Source organism: Propionivibrio dicarboxylicus (assembly GCF_900099695.1).
Lineage (GTDB): Bacteria > Pseudomonadota > Gammaproteobacteria > Burkholderiales > Rhodocyclaceae > Propionivibrio > Propionivibrio dicarboxylicus.
The window spans coordinates 167,341-182,158 of sequence record NZ_FNCY01000005.1; the positions used below are offsets into that span (position 1 = coordinate 167,341).

The following is a 14,818-nucleotide window of genomic DNA, read 5'->3' on the forward strand; positions in this document are numbered from 1 at the left end:
CGTGACGTGGCTATGCGCCGGTCTGCCGTAATTTCCGGTAAGTTATTGACTGAAAGGTCATTTGTTTTCGATGGGTGGGTCGCCAAAAAAAGTGGGCCGATTGCGTCCGGCGCTCTTGGCGCGGTACATCGCCGTGTCGGCATGCATCGAGAGCGTCTCCAGGGATTCTCCGTCATCGGGGTAGAGGGCGATGCCGATGGAGGTGGTGCACGCGAGTTCCTGCGCGTCGATCATGAACGGCGTCGAGATGGACGCGATGATCTTCTCGGCGACGCTGGCGGCACCGGCTGCGTCGGTGTCGGGCAGCACCAGAATGAATTCGTCGCCGCCGAGCCGGGAGAGCGTGTCCTCCTCGCGCAGAATGGCGCGCAGTCGTTGCGCGAACTCGATCAGCAACTGGTCGCCGGCGCTGTGGCCGAGCGTGTCGTTGACGCGCTTGAAGCGGTCGATGTCGAGGAACAGCACGGCGAATTGGCCGCGCTGGCGTCGGGCGCGGCTGATCGCGGCGCGCAGGCGGTCGTCGAGTACCGTACGATTGGGCAGGCCGGTCAGCGGGTCGTGGTGGGCCAGTTGCCGGATTGCCGCCTCGGCCTCGCGACGGGCGGTGATGTCGCGCGCAATGACGACGAAGCGGGCGTCGCTGCCGGTGCGATGGCCTTTCCTCGCGACCGAGAGTTCGATCCAGCGCTTTTCACCGGGGGCATCGAGTTCGATTTCGAAGCCGCCGGCGCGTCCTCGGCGCTCCGCTTCCTTGAGGGCATTGAGCCAGATAGTCGCGGCATCCGGTGGCAGGACGGCGTCGACCTTGCGGCCGTCGAGTCTGTTTATCGGTGAGACGGCGGTATGGCCGGTGGGCGTGGCGGCGAAGCTTTGGTGACAATAGCCGCGGGGGTCGCATTCAAACATCGGATCGGGGATGGCTTCGAGTGTCGCGATGAGTTCTTCGGTGCGCTGCCGGACGGCGCGCCGGAGCGAGACGACCCAGACGATCAGCAGGATGCCGGCGCCGGCGAGGCCGTCGAGCGCATAGAGCACTGCCGGTGGCAGGTCGGACGCTTGCAGCGGCTGGCCCATCCACTTTTCCGCGAGCGCCTGTTTCTCCTGTGGCGAGAATGCGGCGAAGCCGGCTTCGATCCGGGTGCGCATTGCGCTGTCACCCTTGTGGTAGGCGCGGTGGAATTCGCCACTGTACAGGCGGAAAGCGCGCCGGAAGTCCTGCTCGGCATTTTCGCGGTAGAGCAGGTAGTTGGCTGGCGGTTCGTCGAGACAGAAAACGCGGATCTCACCGCGGATGGCCGATTGTACGAGCGCTTCGTAGCTCGGATAGGCCTGCAGTGAATTGATCCCTTGCGCGTTGAGCGTATTGACGCAGGCGTCGCCGTCCTTGACGCCGACGAGGAGACCGCGCAGCGTCTCGATACTGGCGATGCCGCCGATGCCGCGGTGACTGTAGATCGAGACGGGGACGTCGGCGTACGGCGGGCCGAAGTCATGAGTTTTCAGGCGTTCGTCGTTCTCGAACATGGTGTCGATGACGTCGGCCTGATGCCGCTGCATGCGCTGCTGGGCGAGGTTCCAGTCGGAGGCGAGCAGCTGGACGGGCGTTCCGGTCTTCTTCGACCACAGCATCCAGCTGTCGACGAGGTAGCCCTGGAGCGTGCCCTGGCGGTCGCGGAAAATGTAAGGCGGATAGTTGTCGTCGAGGACGACGGTGATCTCGTTTGGCGTCGTCGGCGAAGCGGACGGTGCGTCGGCGGCGAGGGCGGCCGAGGCGATGACGAGGGCGGCAAAACAGAGACGTCGCAGCGCACGAGCCCAGCCGGCGGCCGGCGTTGGTTTTGCGGTGGCGTGGCGAGCGGGGCGGGACGGTCTCATGGTTGTGCGCGGGTAACGATGCGACGTTGCTTTTCCGGGCTGCAGCCTTGGACGGACCTGGCAATGGCGCCCGGGCCCGCGTTTTTTTCACTTCCGTTGACAAGACATTGCAAAGTGCTCGGAAGTTCATTGATTTTTGTGTCGTTTTTGGCGTATAATCCGCGCCTTTTCCACCTTGCTCCACCGTTGCATGGCGGGGGGCTTCAACCATGAGGAGTGTTCATGCGTCATTACGAGATTGTTTTTATTGTTCATCCGGACCAGAGTGAACAAGTGCCGGCGATGGTCGAGCGCTACAAGGCGCTGGTGACCTCGCGCAACGGTCAGATTCACCGCCTGGAAGACTGGGGCCGCCGTCAACTGGCCTACCCGATCCAGAAGCTGCACAAGGCACACTATGTGCTGATGAACATCGAGTGCGACGGTGAGACCCTGGCCGAGCTCGAGCACGGCTTCAAGTTCAACGACGCCATTCTGCGCCACCTGACCATCAAGATGAAGCGCGCCATCACGACGCCTTCGCCGATGATGAAGGAAGAGAAGTCGAAGTCGATGCTGCCGACCCAAGAAGGCGCGGCTGAGGCGACGACCGAGCAGGCAGCGGTCTGATTGTCGAGACTCAGCTGAATCGCGTCGAACTGACCGGAACCCTGATCGAGCGCCAGTCTGTCCGTTATACCCCGGCCGGTGTGCCAGTGACCGAATGCGTCATTCACCATGTGTCGGAGCAAACGGAAGCAGCAGTCCCGCGCAGGGTCGAGTGTGACATCCAGGCTGTTGGCCTGGGAGACGCCGCCAACTGGTTGCAGGCGGCAGCACCCGGAGCAGAAATTCGCGTGAAGGGCTTCCTGGCGGCGAAAAGCCAGAAGAGCCGGCAGCTGAGATTGCATGTAACGAATATTGAATTTGTTGAAGGAAACCAAAATGGCCAGATTCTTCAAGAAGAAGGATGACAAGAACGTCAAAAAGCGCGGCGGCGGTATGTTCAAGCGTCGCAAGTTCTGCCGCTTCTCGGCGGAAAAGATGGAATACATCGACTACAAGGATGTCGATCTGTTCAAGGAATACATCGCCGAAAACGCCAAGATCATGCCGGCTCGTCTGACCGGTACCAAGGCGGGTTATCAGCGCATGCTGTCGGTCGCGATCAAGCGCGCACGCTTCCTGGCGCTGCTGCCGTACACCGATAACCACCAATAAGCGAGGAGACGACGATGCAAATTATTCTGATGGAAAAGGTCGTCAATCTCGGCAACCTCGGCGACCTCGTCAAGGTCAAGGACGGCTACGCCCGTAACTTCCTGATCCCGCAAGGCAAGGCCAAGCGTGCGACGCCGGCGGCCAAGGCCGAGTTCGAAGCGCGCCGCGCCGATCTCGAGAAGGCTGCTGCCGACAAGCTGGTGGCAGCGCAGGAATTTGCCGCCAAGCTCGAAGGCGTCGATGTGACCGTTGCCCGCAAGGCCGGTGTCGATGGCCGTCTGTTCGGCTCGGTGACCAACTACGACGTCGCCGAAGCGCTGAAGACGGTCGGTTTCGAGGTCGAGAAGTCGTCGATCCGTATGCCGATGGGTCCGCTCAAGGCAGTCGGCGAGACTGTTCTCGAAGTCGCGCTGCACACTGACGTGCTTGCCAACATCAAGGTCCACGTCGTCGGCGAGCAGTAATCGTCGGCCTTTCCGGGCCTGACCGAAAGAGCCTTGCCTTTGGGCAAGGCTTTTTTTTGTCGACACGGCCCGGCAAGAGTAAACTCGCGCTCTTGTTGCCAAAAAAATCTGATTGCGTTTATGGCCAGACCACCTTTCAAAAAATATTCCGATAACGCGCCGCCCAGCGATCCGATGCTGGCGCAGATGCGCATTCCGCCGCATTCGCTCGAGGCCGAACAGTCGGTGATCGGCGGGCTGCTGCTCGATAATGCCGCTTTCGACAAGATCGCCGACCGCATCAGCGAGAGCGATTTCTATCGTGACGAGCACCGGCGGATCTTCCGTCAGATCCAGCGCATGCTGGAACGGGGCAAGCCGGTCGATGCCGTGACCGTGGCCGAGGGGCTCGATATTGCCGGAGAGGCCAGCGAGACCGGCGGCCTCGCTTATCTCGGCGAGCTCGCTTCAAACACGCCGTCGGCGGCGAACATCGTGCGCTATGCCGAAATCGTCCGCGATCGGGCGCTGCTGCGGCAGTTGGTGACGGCCGGCGACGAGATCGCCGACAGCGCCCTGAATCCGGTCGGGCGCGATCCGAAGCAGCTGCTCGACGAGGCCGAGGCCAAGGTCTTTGCCATCGCCGAGGGCGGTTTCCGTCACCAGTCCGGCTTCCAGCACATCAATCCGTTGCTGACCCAGGTCGTCGAGCGGATCCAGGAATTGCACGACCGCGACAACCCGTCCGAAATCACCGGTATTCCGACCGGGTATCACGATCTCGATGCGCGCACTTCAGGGCTGCAGCCGGGCGACCTTTTGATCGTCGCCGGCCGGCCGTCGATGGGCAAGACTTCGTTCGCGCTGAACATGGCCGAACACGTGGCGATCGAGGTCGGTCTGCCGGTGGCGGTGTTCTCGATGGAAATGGGCGGCGCCCAGTTGGCGATGCGTATGCTCTCGTCGGTCGGTCGGCTCGACGCGCACCGTGTGCGGACGGGGCGGCTCAACGACGACGAGTGGGCGCGGCTGTCGTTTGCGCTCGGCAAGATGCACGAGGCGCCGATGTACATCGACGAGACGCCGGCGCTGAATCCGATCGACCTGCGCGCGCGGGCACGCCGTCTGGCCCGCCAGTGCGGCAAGCTCGGCCTGATCGTCATCGACTACCTGCAGCTGATGTCCTCGGCCAACGGTAACGGCGAGAACCGGGCGACCGAAATTTCCGAGATCTCGCGTTCGCTGAAGGGCTTGGCCAAGGAGCTGGGGGTGCCGCTGATCGCGCTGTCGCAGCTCAACCGCTCGCTGGAACAGCGGCCGAACAAGCGGCCGGTGATGTCCGATTTGCGCGAATCCGGCGCTATCGAACAGGATGCCGACGTGATCATGTTCATCTATCGCGACGAAGTCTACCACCCCGATTCGCCAGACAAGGGGTCGGCCGAGATCATCATCGGCAAGCAGCGTAACGGTCCGATCGGCACTGTGCGGCTCGCCTTCCTCGGCGAGTACACGCGCTTCGAGAATTTCGCTGCGCAGGGGTCGTATTAAGCGCCTGTTTCGGTAGGGGGCGTGGGGCGCGTCGGCGGCCGGGCGGAAACGCCCGGCGTCAGGGCGTGTCGATGCGCGTCGCGGTGACGCTGTAGTTCATCCGGCTGGTGTCGAGGCTGCTGTAGCGGCCTTCGCCGGTTTCGACCACCGGCATGATCAGGTTGGGCAAGGTTTCGGCGGCGCCGCCGCGCAGCGTGACGTCCTGGGCGGCGTTGAAGCCGATCCAGTTCATTTCCCAGAAACCGAACAGCAGCTTCTTGAGCACGTTGAGCTTGGGGTCGAAGTTGCTCAGATTTTCTTCGCGAATCGCCTTGCGTACGTCGGCGGGGTCGACGCCGATCCAGCTGTAGCCGGGGATGTAGAGTTCGGCACGGCAGTGTTGCGCGGCGTTGAGCTCGCCGAGGATGCCGAGGCTGCCGAAAAGCCGCGAGGTGCCGTTGCGCAGCCCGAACACCGGTCGTGCCGGAATGCCGACCGAGCGGCAGAGCGCGACGAAGAGCTGAGCGATGTCGGCGCTGCGGCCGCTCAGATTGCCGCTTTCGAGCATCTGCGCGATGTTGGCGTTGCCAAGGCCGGTGCCGTTGCTGTCGAATTCGGTGCGCTCGACAACCCAGTCGTAGAGGGCCTTGCCCATCGCCAGCGGGTCGCGGATGCGGCCGATGGCGCGTTCGGCGGTGCGCCGGACGATACCGTCGATCGGGATCTGGCTGGTCGGCTGCAGGCAGCGGCGCAGAACTTCGGTGCGTTCGGCGATGGCGCCGCGTCGGGTGACGTCGAAGTGGCGGTCCTGGGTCGCGATCTGGCTCGAAAACTGGAGTCGCGGACTGTCGGTGCCTTCGGCCCATTCGGCGACGAAGACTTCCATTTCGGCGACCGGATCGCGGTAGATGCCGGCGCTGGTGAAATTGCCTTCCCAGGTGTGGCCGAGCGAGCGCTGCCACGGGGTGTCCTTGTACTGGGCGAGTGGCAGCCAGAGCTTGGCGGCGCCCTTGACGTGTCGAAGCCCGATCTGCGTCTGCAGGTCGACGGTGCGCCAGCGCGCCGGCGGTTCTTCCGGCAGGCTGATGACGTTATGCGGTTCGTGGATGGCGCTCGCTGCGCCGTTCTCTGGCGTGGCCGCGTGCCGGATGCCGGGCTTGGCGACGGTCTTGCCGGCGGGCTTCGCCCCCGGTTTCGTCGCGGGTTTGGCGGGCGGTTTCTTGGCCGGTGGCGGGTTCTTGACCGCCTGTGCGGCGGGCGAGGCCAACAGCGATAGCACTGCCGAGGCAGCCAGGAAATCCCGTCGTTTCAATCGATTCTCCGGAGCATGTCACAGGCCGAACGAACGCTATCGTTCCGGCGGGCAAAAACGACCGGGCCGCGTCCTGTGACACGGCCCGACAAGGCGCGGATTATAGCACTTCGGCGGCGTAGTCCGCCAAACGCGAGCGCTCGCCGCGCTGCAGCGTGACATGGCCGGAATGCGGCCAGCCCTTGAAGCGGTCGACGACGTAGGTGAGGCCCGAACTGCCTTCGGTCAGGTAGGGCGTGTCGATCTGCGCGATGTTGCCCATGCAGACGACCTTGGTGCCCGGACCGGCGCGCGTGATCAGCGTCTTCATCTGTTTTGGCGTCAGGTTCTGCGCCTCGTCGATGATCAGGAACTTGTTGAGGAAGGTGCGGCCGCGCATGAAATTCAGCGACTTGATCTTGATCCGGTTGCGGATCAGGTCGTGCGTCGCCGCGCGGCCCCATTCGCCGCCCTCGCTTTCCGTGTGGTTGAGCACATCGAGGTTGTCCTCGAGCGCGCCCATCCACGGCCCCATCTTTTCCTCTTCGGTACCGGGCAGGAAGCCGATATCCTCGCCGACCGGCACGGTCACGCGGGTCATGATGATTTCGGCGTAGCGTTTGCTTTCGAGCACCTGGGTGAGGCCGGCGGCGAGCGTCAGCAGGGTCTTGCCGGTGCCGGCCTGGCCGAGCAGCGTGACGAAGTCGATGTCGGGATTCATCAGCAGGTTGAGCGCGAAATTCTGCTCGCGGTTGCGCGCCGAAATGCCCCAGACGGCGTTCTTCGGGTGTGTGTAGTCGGTCAGCGTTTCGAACACCGCGGTCTTGCCGCTGACTTCGCGGACGATCGCGTAAAGCGGCTGCGCGCCTTCGAGGTAGAGAAACTCATTGACGAGCAGCTTCGGGACCAGCGGGCCCTTGATGCGATAGAGCGTACGACCTTCCTGCTTCCACGATTCGAGGCCCTGGCCGTGCTTGTCCCAGAAATCGGCCGGGAGTTCGCGCGTGCCGGTGTAGAGCAGGTCGGTGTCCTCGAGCACCTTGTCGTTGAAGTAGTCCTGTGCCGCGAGGCCCAGCGCCCGCGCCTTGATGCGCATGTTGATGTCCTTGGACACCAGGATGACGGCGCGGTTGGGATTGAGGCGCTGCAGGTGGAGGACGACGGCGAGGATCTGATTGTCCGACTTGGCCGTCGGCAGGCCGCTCGGCAGTTCATGGTTGATCGCTTCGGTCTGCAGCAGCAGGCGTCCGGTCGCGAGCCGGTTCGACAACTGAGTCAGCGGAATGCCGTTCTGGATGCCATCGTCCTGGCTGCTGACGATCTCGTCGAGCGTGCGCGAGACTTGCCGGGCGTTGCGCGAGACGTCGGACAGGCCCTTCTTGTTGTTGTCGAGTTCTTCGAGCGTCTTGATCGGCAGGTAAACATCGTGCTCTTCGAAGCGATAGACGCTGGTAGGGTCATGCAGGAGGACGTTGGTGTCGAGGACGAAGAGTTTGGTCGCCGCGCCTGCGCTCTTGCGGGATTTGCCGTGTTGGGCCACTTGTTTCACCATGAAAGAAGAGTCTCCGATCGTTAGAGTGGGCTGCCGTCAAAGGGTTCTGACAAAATCGAGCACTTCCTGCGCGTGGCCGGGCGCCTTGACGCCGCGCCACTCGCCCCGAAGTGCGCCGTTGGCATCGATGACGAAGGTGCTGCGCTCGATGCCGCGGACGAGCTTGCCGTAGAGTTTTTTCTCCTTGATGACGGCAAAGCGGGTGCACAGGGCTTCGTCGGCGTCGCTGAGCAGCGCGAAGGGCAGTTCCTGCTTGGCCTTGAAGTTCTCGTGCGACTTGATGCTGTCGCGCGAGACGCCGGCGATGATGCAGTTGGCCTCGGCGAAGGCGGCGGCGAGGTCGCGGAATTGCTGCGCTTCGGTCGTGCAGCCGGGCGTGCTGTCCTTCGGGTAGAAGTAGAGCACGATGATCTTGCCGCGCTGTTCGGACAGGCGGAAGGTCTCGCCCCCCGTGGCGGCGACGGCGAAATCGGGGATGGGTGCGGTGTTCATCGCGATGGGGCTCCTAAAGGTGGAAGCGGGAAACGGTCGTCTTGAGCGCGTTGGAGAGTTCGACGAGTTGCTGTACCGTTTGTGCGACCGATTCGACCGCGACGGAATTCTCTTCCGACATCTGGGCGATCGCTTCGACGTTGCGTGCAAGTTCGGTCGAACTGGTCTTCTGTTCGCGCAGCGCGTCGGAGATGCTCTCGATGGCGTGCCGGACGTTATCGGCGGAAGCGCGAATTTCGCCCATCGAGATGCTGGCATCCCTCGCCGTGGTGACGACGTCGGTGACGACGTGGCGGCTTGTCTGCATGCTGTCGACCGCTGCCGTTGCGCCTTCCTGGATGCGTCCGATAACCTCGCTGATCTCCTGGATCGAGGCGGTGGTGCGTTCGGCCAGTTTGCGTACTTCGTCGGCGACGACGGCGAAGCCGCGGCCCTGTTCGCCGGCGCGTGCGGCCTCGATGGCGGCGTTGAGCGCCAGCAGGTTGGTCTGGTCGGCGACTTCGCGGATGACGACGGTGATGCTGCCGATCTGCTGGACTTGCTCCGACAGCGTCTGCAACTGCTGTGCCGTGTGTTCGACGTGCTCGGCAACGTCGCTGATGCGTTGCGCTGCGGTTTCGACGCCGCTGCCGCTTTGCTCGGCCTGGTGCCCGGCGTCGAGCGCGCGTTGGCTGGCGTCGCCGGCACTGTTGCCGATGTGGTCGATGCTGACGGTCATCTCCTCGACCGCGGCCGCTGCCGAGGTGGTCGCGGATGATTGCTGTTCGGTGCTTGAGGCTACCTGCTTGGCCGAGGCCGAGAGTTGGTCGGCGCCATTGGCGACGCTTTCGGCGTTGGCGATGATCTCGCCGATGGTGATGGCGAGATCGTGGCGCATTTTTTCGAGCGAGCCTAACAGGTGCCCGATTTCGTCGTTGCTGGTCCGGTCGGCGGTCGCCCGCGCCCCCAGGTTGCCGTTGGCGATCTGCTCGGCGATGGTGTTCGCTTCAGCCAATCGGGTGTTCATGGAGCGCAGGATAGTGAAGCCGATGCCGCCCAGGATCACCGCGGCGCCGAGCAGGACGAGCAGGGCGGTCAGTGTCGAGGTGCTCTTGGCCGACTGCGCTTCGGCAGCTTCCTTGTTGCCGAGGTCGGTATTGAACTTGACGTGCATGTTGAGTGCGTCGGCAACTTTGCGCGGGGCGTCGCTGGCCTTCTTGACTTCCTCCATGGCCGCGTCGGTCCGGTATTCGCTCGACGCGGCCAGAATCGGTTCGTTGGCGCGTTTGTAGCCGGCCAGGGCGGCGCGGTCGGCCTCGAGCAGTTTGCGGTCCTCGTCGTTGGAGATCAGGGCTTCGTAGTCCTTCAGGGCTTTTTCCGTTTCGACGAAAGCGTCGTCGATTTTCTTCTGGATCTCGGCCTTGATGTCCGGGCTGTCGCTCTGCATGTGGCTCGACAGAATGTGGTACAGCACCTGCACGCGAATCTGGCTGAATCCGGCGATTGCCCGGTGGAGCGTTTCGACGCTGGGGACCGTGTTTTCGTTGCCGTAATTGGCTTTTTCGTAGACCTTGGAAGTCAATACGTAGCCGACGCCGGTGAGGACAGCAAGGCATACCATGGCCGCGGCGATCAGCGCGAGGATGCGTTGCGAGAGGGTCATGGAAGAACTCCCTGTTTATTGTTAGATGGCCGCCAATATAGCATTGGCGCATCTCGCCCGGGGCGGGCGCTTGGCCTATCCCGTCGAGGCGAGTGCCATGGGCGTCGTCATTGTCATTTTTTCGTCGGCTCTTTGCTTGCGGGGCGTCGCCCGGGTGGACTTTTTTCGTGCGTTTTTTCACGTTTTCCGCTAACCTTGGCAGGTTTGTCCTAATCGCGCCCGGAGGCCCCACCATGTCGGTGATCGAAGTCAATCATCCCCTCGTCAAACATAAGATCGGGCTTCTCCGTGAAGTCGATATCAGTACCAAGAAATTCCGCGAGCTCACCGCCGAACTCGCCCGTCTTCTGACCTACGAGGCTTGTCGCGACTTCGAACTCGAGGATTGCACGATCAAGGGCTGGGCTGGCGATGTCTGCATCCAGCAGATCAAGGGCAAGAAAGTGTCGGTGGTGCCGATCCTGCGCGCCGGCCTCGGCATGCTCGACGGCGTGCTCGACCTGATTCCAAGCGCCAAGGTCAGCGTCGTCGGCATCGCCCGCAACCATGAAACGCTGATGCCGGAACCCTATTTCGAGCGTTTCGTCGGCCAGCTCGACGAGCGCATGGCGCTGATCATCGACCCGATGCTGGCGACCGGCGGCTCGCTGATCGCCACCATCGACATGCTCAAGCGCAACGGCTGCAAGCAGGTCCGTGCGATCGTCCTGGTCGCCGCGCCGGAAGGCATCGATGCGCTCAAGGCCGCTCATCCCGATGTTGACGTTTATACCGCGGCGATCGACAGCCATCTCAACGAGGTCGGCTACATCATCCCGGGTCTCGGCGACGCCGGCGACAAGATTTTTGGCACGAAATAAGGAGCGGAATCCATGAATACAAGCACGGGCGCGGCGGACTTGCCGGCCACTGAACCGGTCTGGCGGACGGCGCTGTCGGGCGCGCAGATCCTGTTCGTCGCCTTTGGCGCGACAGTCCTGGTGCCGCTCCTGACCGGGCTCAATCCGAGCCTGGCGCTGCTCGGCGCCGGCATCGGCACGCTGGTCTTCCAGATCTGCACCCGTCGCGAAGTGCCGATCTATCTCGGCTCCAGCTTCGCCTTCATCGCGCCGGTGATCTATTCGGTTCAGACCTGGGGCATGCCGGCGACGCTTGGCGCGCTGGCCTCGGCGAGCTTCTTCTACTACGTCGCCGCCGCGCTCGTGAAGTGGCGCGGCGTCGGCTTCATCCATCACCTGCTGCCGCCGGTCGTCATCGGCCCGGTGGTCATGGTGATCGGTCTCGGTCTCGCCCAGGTGGCGGTGAGCATGGCTACCGGCAAGGCCGGCGACCAGCAGATCATGCCCTATGGCACGGCGCTGTCGGTGGCGACGGTGTCGCTGCTGGCGACGATGCTGACCGCCATCCGCGCGCGTCGCCTGCTCAAGCTGGTGCCGATCCTGATCGGCGTTGCTGTCGGTTACGCCTATTCGCTGTTCCTCGGCATCGTCGATTTTTCCAAGGTGATGAACGCCGCCTGGATCGCCATGCCGGAATTTGGCAAGCCCGAGTTCAACATGGCCGCCATCCTGTTCATGATCCCGGTCGCCATCGCACCGATCGTCGAGCATGTCGGCGGCATCCTGGCGATCGGTTCCGTGACCGGCAAGGACTTCACCGAAACGCCTGGCCTGCACCGGACGCTGCTGGGCGACGGTCTCGCCGTCAACATCGCCGGCCTCTTCGGCGGCCCGCCGGTAACGACCTACGGCGAGGTGACCGGTGCGGTCATGCTGACCAAGAACTTCAACCCGGTGGTGATGACCTGGGCGGCCGGCTTCGCCATCCTGATGGCCTTCGTCGGCAAGTTCGGCGCTTTCCTGCAGACGATTCCGATGCCGGTCATGGGCGGCATCATGGTGCTGCTGTTCGGTTCGATCGCCGGCATCGGCCTGAAAACGATCATGGACGGTCGCGTCGATCTTTCCAGCGCGCGCAATCTCTGTATCGTTTCAGTGACCCTGGTCGTCGGTATCGGCGGACTGGGCGTGACGATCGGCAATTTCTCGCTGCAGGGCATCAGCCTCTGTGGCGTCCTGGCGGTGCTGCTCAACCTGCTGCTGCCCCGCGAACCGGCCCCCGAGGCCTGATACTGAATCACGACAACAACGACTATCGAGGAGTGTTAATGAATAAGATTTCCCTGTTGATGGCGGCGCTGCTGAGCAGTGCCCTGCTGGTTGCCTGTGGCAAGTCGGAGGCGCCGCAGGCAGCGGCACCGGCCGCACCGGCGGCCCCGGCCAGCATCGTCGTCGGTCTCGACGATCACTTCCCGCCGATGGGCTTCCGCGACGACAAGAACGAGATCGTCGGCTTCGACATCGATCTCGCCAAGGAAGTCGCCAAGCGTCTCGGTATGCAGGTGAGCTTCAAGCCGATCGACTGGAGCGCGAAGGAAGCCGAACTCAACGGCAAGCGCATCGACGTGCTGTGGAACGGCCTGACGATCACCGAAGAGCGCAAGGCCAACATCCTGTTCACGACGCCGTATCTGGAAAACCACCAGATCATCGTCGTCACCGACAAGTCGCCGATCAAGGCCAAGGCCGAACTCGCCGGCAAGATCGTCGGCGTGCAGGACGGTAGCAGCGCCGTCGATGCGATCCAGAAGGACGAGAAGGCTGCCAAGTCGATCAAGGAACTCAAGAAGTTCTCCGACAACGTGACTGCGCTGATGGACCTGTCCACCGGCCGTCTCGATGCCATCGTCGTCGATGAGGTCGTCGGTCGCTACTACATCGCCAAGAAGCCGGGCGAGTACCGCGTCCTCGACGAGAACTTCGGCACCGAGGATTACGGCGTCGGCACGCGCAAGGATGACACCGCGCTGATGGGCAAGCTGCAGAAGGCGATGGACGACATGAAGGCCGATGGCACCGCCGCGACGATCTCGACGCGCTGGTTCGGCAAGGACATCGTCAAGAAGTAAGCGTCCGCTTCTTAGAGCCTATTTCGGTAGGGATCGTGTGCCGCGCCGGCGGCCCTCCGGGTTGCCGATACGGGCGGTGTCTGCGGCGTTGCTCTGCTTGCGCATGGAATAACCATGCGCTGCGCCTCGCGCCTTGCATCCATCCGCCCGTATCGACAACGCGGCTCGCGAGCCCTGCCGAAATAGGCTCTTAATCTCCAGCCTGGAAGGCAGTCAAAACGCCTCCCGGCCGGATTTGTTTTTGGCTCATGCGATTCGGAACCTCATGGATTACGTCCTGAACATCCTGCCGCCCCTGATCGAAGGCACCGGGGTGACGCTCCAGGTCTTCGTCATTACGCTCATGTTGTCGGTGCCGCTGGGGCTGGCGCTGGCGCTCCTGCGCCTGTCGCGCATCGCGCCCGTGCGCGCGGCGGTCGGCGGTTATATCTGGCTGATGCGCGGCACACCGCTGATGCTGCAGATGCTGTTCATCTATTTCGCGCTGCCCTTCGTGCCGGTGATCGGCGTGCGGCTGCCGGATTTCCCCGCAGCGATCGTCGCCTTCGTGCTCAATTACGCGGCCTATTTCGCGGAGATCTTCCGCGCCGGCATCCAGTCGATCGAGCGCGGCCAGTACGAGGGCGCGAAGGTGCTCGGCCTCTCGTATGCGCAGACGATGCGGCGCATCGTCCTGCCGCAGGTGATCAAGCGCATCTTGCCGCCCGTCAGCAACGAAACGATCACGCTGATCAAGGACACCTCGCTGATCTACGTGCTGGCGATGAACGATCTCTTGCGCGCGGCGCGCGGCATCGTCCAGCGCGACTTCACGACGAGTCCCTTCGTCGTCGCCGCGGCTTTCTACCTGATCATGACGCTGGTGTTGACCTACGGCTTCCAGCATCTGGAAAAAAAATATGCAGTCTATGACGAATGAGGCGACGCCGGCGCCGACGCCTATGTTGCGCGCCGTCGATCTGCACAAGCGCTTCGGCGCGATCGAAGTGCTCAAGGGCGTGTCGCTCGAGGTCGGCCGGGGCGAGGTGATCGCCATCATCGGGCCGTCCGGGTCGGGCAAGAGCACCTTCCTGCGCTGCCTGATCCATCTCGAAACGGTGCAGCGCGGTTGTATCGAGGTCGAAGGCAGGACGTTGGTCAGCACCGATACCGGCGGCGAGTGCCGCTATGTGGCCGACGCCGAGATCCGCACGATCTGCGGCGCCATGGGCATGGTCTTCCAGCATTTCAACCTGTTCCCGCACCTGACCGTCCTCGAAAATCTGATCGAGGCGCCGATGACGGTCAAGGGCCTGCGCCGCGAGGACGTCGTGCCGAAAGCCGAGGCGCTGCTCGCCAAGGTCGGCCTCGCCGACAAGCGCGACGCCTATCCCTCCCGCTTGTCGGGTGGGCAGAAGCAGCGCGTGGCGATCGCCCGCGCGCTGGCGATGGAACCCGACATCCTGCTCTTCGACGAACCGACTTCCGCACTCGATCCGGAACTCACCGGCGAAGTGCTGCGGACGATGCGCGAACTCGCCGACGAGCATATGACGATGATCGTCGTCACGCACGAAATGGCGTTCGCGCGCGAGGTAGCGAGCCGCGTCATCTTCATGGACGGCGGTCTCGTCGTCGAAGCGCGTCCGGCGCGCGAGCTGTTCGCGTCGCCCGAGCATCCGCGCACGCGGGCCTTCCTGGAGAATATGCTGTAGTGGTATCCGGCCGACCAAGCAACATGAACACCTGTCCTTGTCCTGCCGGCATTGATGCGCATCTTCGCGATCGCTGCGGTTCGTGCCGCGCCGGAAGAATTCATCCGGCATTTTCGTCGTGTTCAGCCATC

At 63.2% G+C, this 14,818-nt stretch carries 15 protein-coding genes; 10 read left to right on the plus strand and 5 right to left on the minus strand.

From position 1 onward, the window contains the following. Window positions 1-57: 57 nt before the first annotated feature. A complete protein-coding gene (locus BLR25_RS08200; protein WP_091936407.1) occupies window positions 58-1,875 on the minus strand; it encodes a diguanylate cyclase domain-containing protein in 1,818 nt (605 codons plus the stop codon). Window positions 1,876-2,097: 222 nt separating this feature from the next. On the opposite strand from BLR25_RS08200, the gene rpsF reads away from it, so the two are divergent. The 5 genes from rpsF to dnaB all read left to right on the plus strand — a co-directional run bounded on the left by rpsF (window position 2,098) and on the right by dnaB (window position 5,069). Then, entirely contained in the window at window positions 2,098-2,484 is a 387-nt protein-coding gene (gene rpsF / locus BLR25_RS08205; RefSeq protein ID WP_091936410.1) for a 30S ribosomal protein S6, read from the plus strand. A gap of 14 nt (window positions 2,485-2,498) precedes the next feature. After that, on the plus strand, window positions 2,499-2,828 hold the full coding sequence (priB, locus tag BLR25_RS08210) for a primosomal replication protein N (protein ID WP_091936412.1): 330 nt from the start codon (window positions 2,499-2,501) through the stop codon (window positions 2,826-2,828). Further along, on the plus strand, window positions 2,800-3,075 hold the full coding sequence (gene rpsR / locus BLR25_RS08215; protein WP_091936415.1) for a 30S ribosomal protein S18: 276 nt from the start codon (window positions 2,800-2,802) through the stop codon (window positions 3,073-3,075). Before priB ends, rpsR begins: the two co-directional genes overlap by 29 nt. Before the next feature lie 14 nt (window positions 3,076-3,089). Next, the gene (rplI, locus tag BLR25_RS08220) at window positions 3,090-3,539 is read left to right on the plus strand and encodes a 50S ribosomal protein L9 (RefSeq protein ID WP_091936417.1); all 450 of its coding nucleotides are present in this window, start codon (window positions 3,090-3,092) and stop codon (window positions 3,537-3,539) included. 120 nt (window positions 3,540-3,659) lie between these two features. Next, on the plus strand, window positions 3,660-5,069 hold the full coding sequence (gene dnaB / locus BLR25_RS08225) for a replicative DNA helicase (RefSeq protein ID WP_091936419.1): 1,410 nt from the start codon (window positions 3,660-3,662) through the stop codon (window positions 5,067-5,069). Window positions 5,070-5,127: 58 nt separating this feature from the next. Here the strand turns inward: dnaB and BLR25_RS08230 are convergent, their stop codons facing one another. From BLR25_RS08230 to BLR25_RS08245, 4 genes are all read right to left on the minus strand, one after another. After that, a complete protein-coding gene (locus BLR25_RS08230) occupies window positions 5,128-6,360 on the minus strand; it encodes a transglutaminase-like domain-containing protein (protein ID WP_143009804.1) in 1,233 nt (410 codons plus the stop codon). Window positions 6,361-6,460: 100 nt separating this feature from the next. Next, entirely contained in the window at window positions 6,461-7,891 is a 1,431-nt protein-coding gene (locus BLR25_RS08235) for a PhoH family protein (RefSeq protein WP_091936424.1), read from the minus strand. A 36-nt stretch (window positions 7,892-7,927) separates the two neighbouring features. Beyond that, on the minus strand, window positions 7,928-8,383 hold the full coding sequence (locus BLR25_RS08240; protein ID WP_091936426.1) for a peroxiredoxin: 456 nt from the start codon (window positions 8,381-8,383) through the stop codon (window positions 7,928-7,930). A 13-nt stretch (window positions 8,384-8,396) separates the two neighbouring features. Then, window positions 8,397-10,025 (minus strand): methyl-accepting chemotaxis protein, encoded by a 1,629-nt coding sequence (locus tag BLR25_RS08245; protein ID WP_091936428.1) that lies wholly within the window; start codon window positions 10,023-10,025, stop codon window positions 8,397-8,399. A 233-nt stretch (window positions 10,026-10,258) separates the two neighbouring features. On the opposite strand from BLR25_RS08245, the gene upp reads away from it, so the two are divergent. The 5 genes from upp (at window position 10,259) to BLR25_RS08270 (ending at window position 14,687) form a co-directional block, all read left to right on the plus strand. Beyond that, the gene (gene upp / locus BLR25_RS08250) at window positions 10,259-10,885 is read left to right on the plus strand and encodes a uracil phosphoribosyltransferase (protein ID WP_091936430.1); all 627 of its coding nucleotides are present in this window, start codon (window positions 10,259-10,261) and stop codon (window positions 10,883-10,885) included. 12 nt (window positions 10,886-10,897) lie between these two features. Continuing rightward, a complete protein-coding gene (locus tag BLR25_RS08255; RefSeq protein ID WP_091936433.1) occupies window positions 10,898-12,154 on the plus strand; it encodes a uracil-xanthine permease family protein in 1,257 nt (418 codons plus the stop codon). Between the two features lie 38 nt (window positions 12,155-12,192). Continuing rightward, window positions 12,193-12,993, plus strand: coding sequence for an amino acid ABC transporter substrate-binding protein (locus tag BLR25_RS08260; RefSeq protein ID WP_091936435.1), 801 nt, complete (start codon window positions 12,193-12,195; stop codon window positions 12,991-12,993). A 265-nt stretch (window positions 12,994-13,258) separates the two neighbouring features. Further along, window positions 13,259-13,912, plus strand: a complete 654-nt coding sequence (locus BLR25_RS08265; protein WP_091936438.1) for an amino acid ABC transporter permease — start codon at window positions 13,259-13,261, stop codon at window positions 13,910-13,912. Next, the gene (locus tag BLR25_RS08270) at window positions 13,893-14,687 is read left to right on the plus strand and encodes an amino acid ABC transporter ATP-binding protein (protein WP_425438686.1); all 795 of its coding nucleotides are present in this window, start codon (window positions 13,893-13,895) and stop codon (window positions 14,685-14,687) included. Before BLR25_RS08265 ends, BLR25_RS08270 begins: the two co-directional genes overlap by 20 nt. Window positions 14,688-14,818: the final 131 nt, after the last annotated feature.

What these genes read in the sequence shown, in the direction of transcription:
- BLR25_RS08200 (WP_091936407.1), bottom strand. Translation starts at nt 1,875, where the DNA reads ATGAGACCGTCCCGCCCCGCTCGCCACGCCACCGCAAAACCAACGCCG.
- rpsF (WP_091936410.1), top strand. Translation starts at nt 2,098, where the DNA reads ATGCGTCATTACGAGATTGTTTTTATTGTTCATCCGGACCAGAGTGAA.
- rpsR (WP_091936415.1), top strand. Translation starts at nt 2,800, where the DNA reads ATGGCCAGATTCTTCAAGAAGAAGGATGACAAGAACGTCAAAAAGCGC.
- rplI (WP_091936417.1), top strand. Translation starts at nt 3,090, where the DNA reads ATGCAAATTATTCTGATGGAAAAGGTCGTCAATCTCGGCAACCTCGGC.
- dnaB (WP_091936419.1), top strand. Translation starts at nt 3,660, where the DNA reads ATGGCCAGACCACCTTTCAAAAAATATTCCGATAACGCGCCGCCCAGC.
- BLR25_RS08235 (WP_091936424.1), bottom strand. Translation starts at nt 7,891, where the DNA reads ATGGTGAAACAAGTGGCCCAACACGGCAAATCCCGCAAGAGCGCAGGC.
- BLR25_RS08240 (WP_091936426.1), bottom strand. Translation starts at nt 8,383, where the DNA reads ATGAACACCGCACCCATCCCCGATTTCGCCGTCGCCGCCACGGGGGGC.
- BLR25_RS08245 (WP_091936428.1), bottom strand. Translation starts at nt 10,025, where the DNA reads ATGACCCTCTCGCAACGCATCCTCGCGCTGATCGCCGCGGCCATGGTA.
- upp (WP_091936430.1), top strand. Translation starts at nt 10,259, where the DNA reads ATGTCGGTGATCGAAGTCAATCATCCCCTCGTCAAACATAAGATCGGG.
- BLR25_RS08255 (WP_091936433.1), top strand. Translation starts at nt 10,898, where the DNA reads ATGAATACAAGCACGGGCGCGGCGGACTTGCCGGCCACTGAACCGGTC.
- BLR25_RS08260 (WP_091936435.1), top strand. Translation starts at nt 12,193, where the DNA reads ATGAATAAGATTTCCCTGTTGATGGCGGCGCTGCTGAGCAGTGCCCTG.
- BLR25_RS08265 (WP_091936438.1), top strand. Translation starts at nt 13,259, where the DNA reads ATGGATTACGTCCTGAACATCCTGCCGCCCCTGATCGAAGGCACCGGG.
- BLR25_RS08270 (WP_425438686.1), top strand. Translation starts at nt 13,893, where the DNA reads ATGCAGTCTATGACGAATGAGGCGACGCCGGCGCCGACGCCTATGTTG.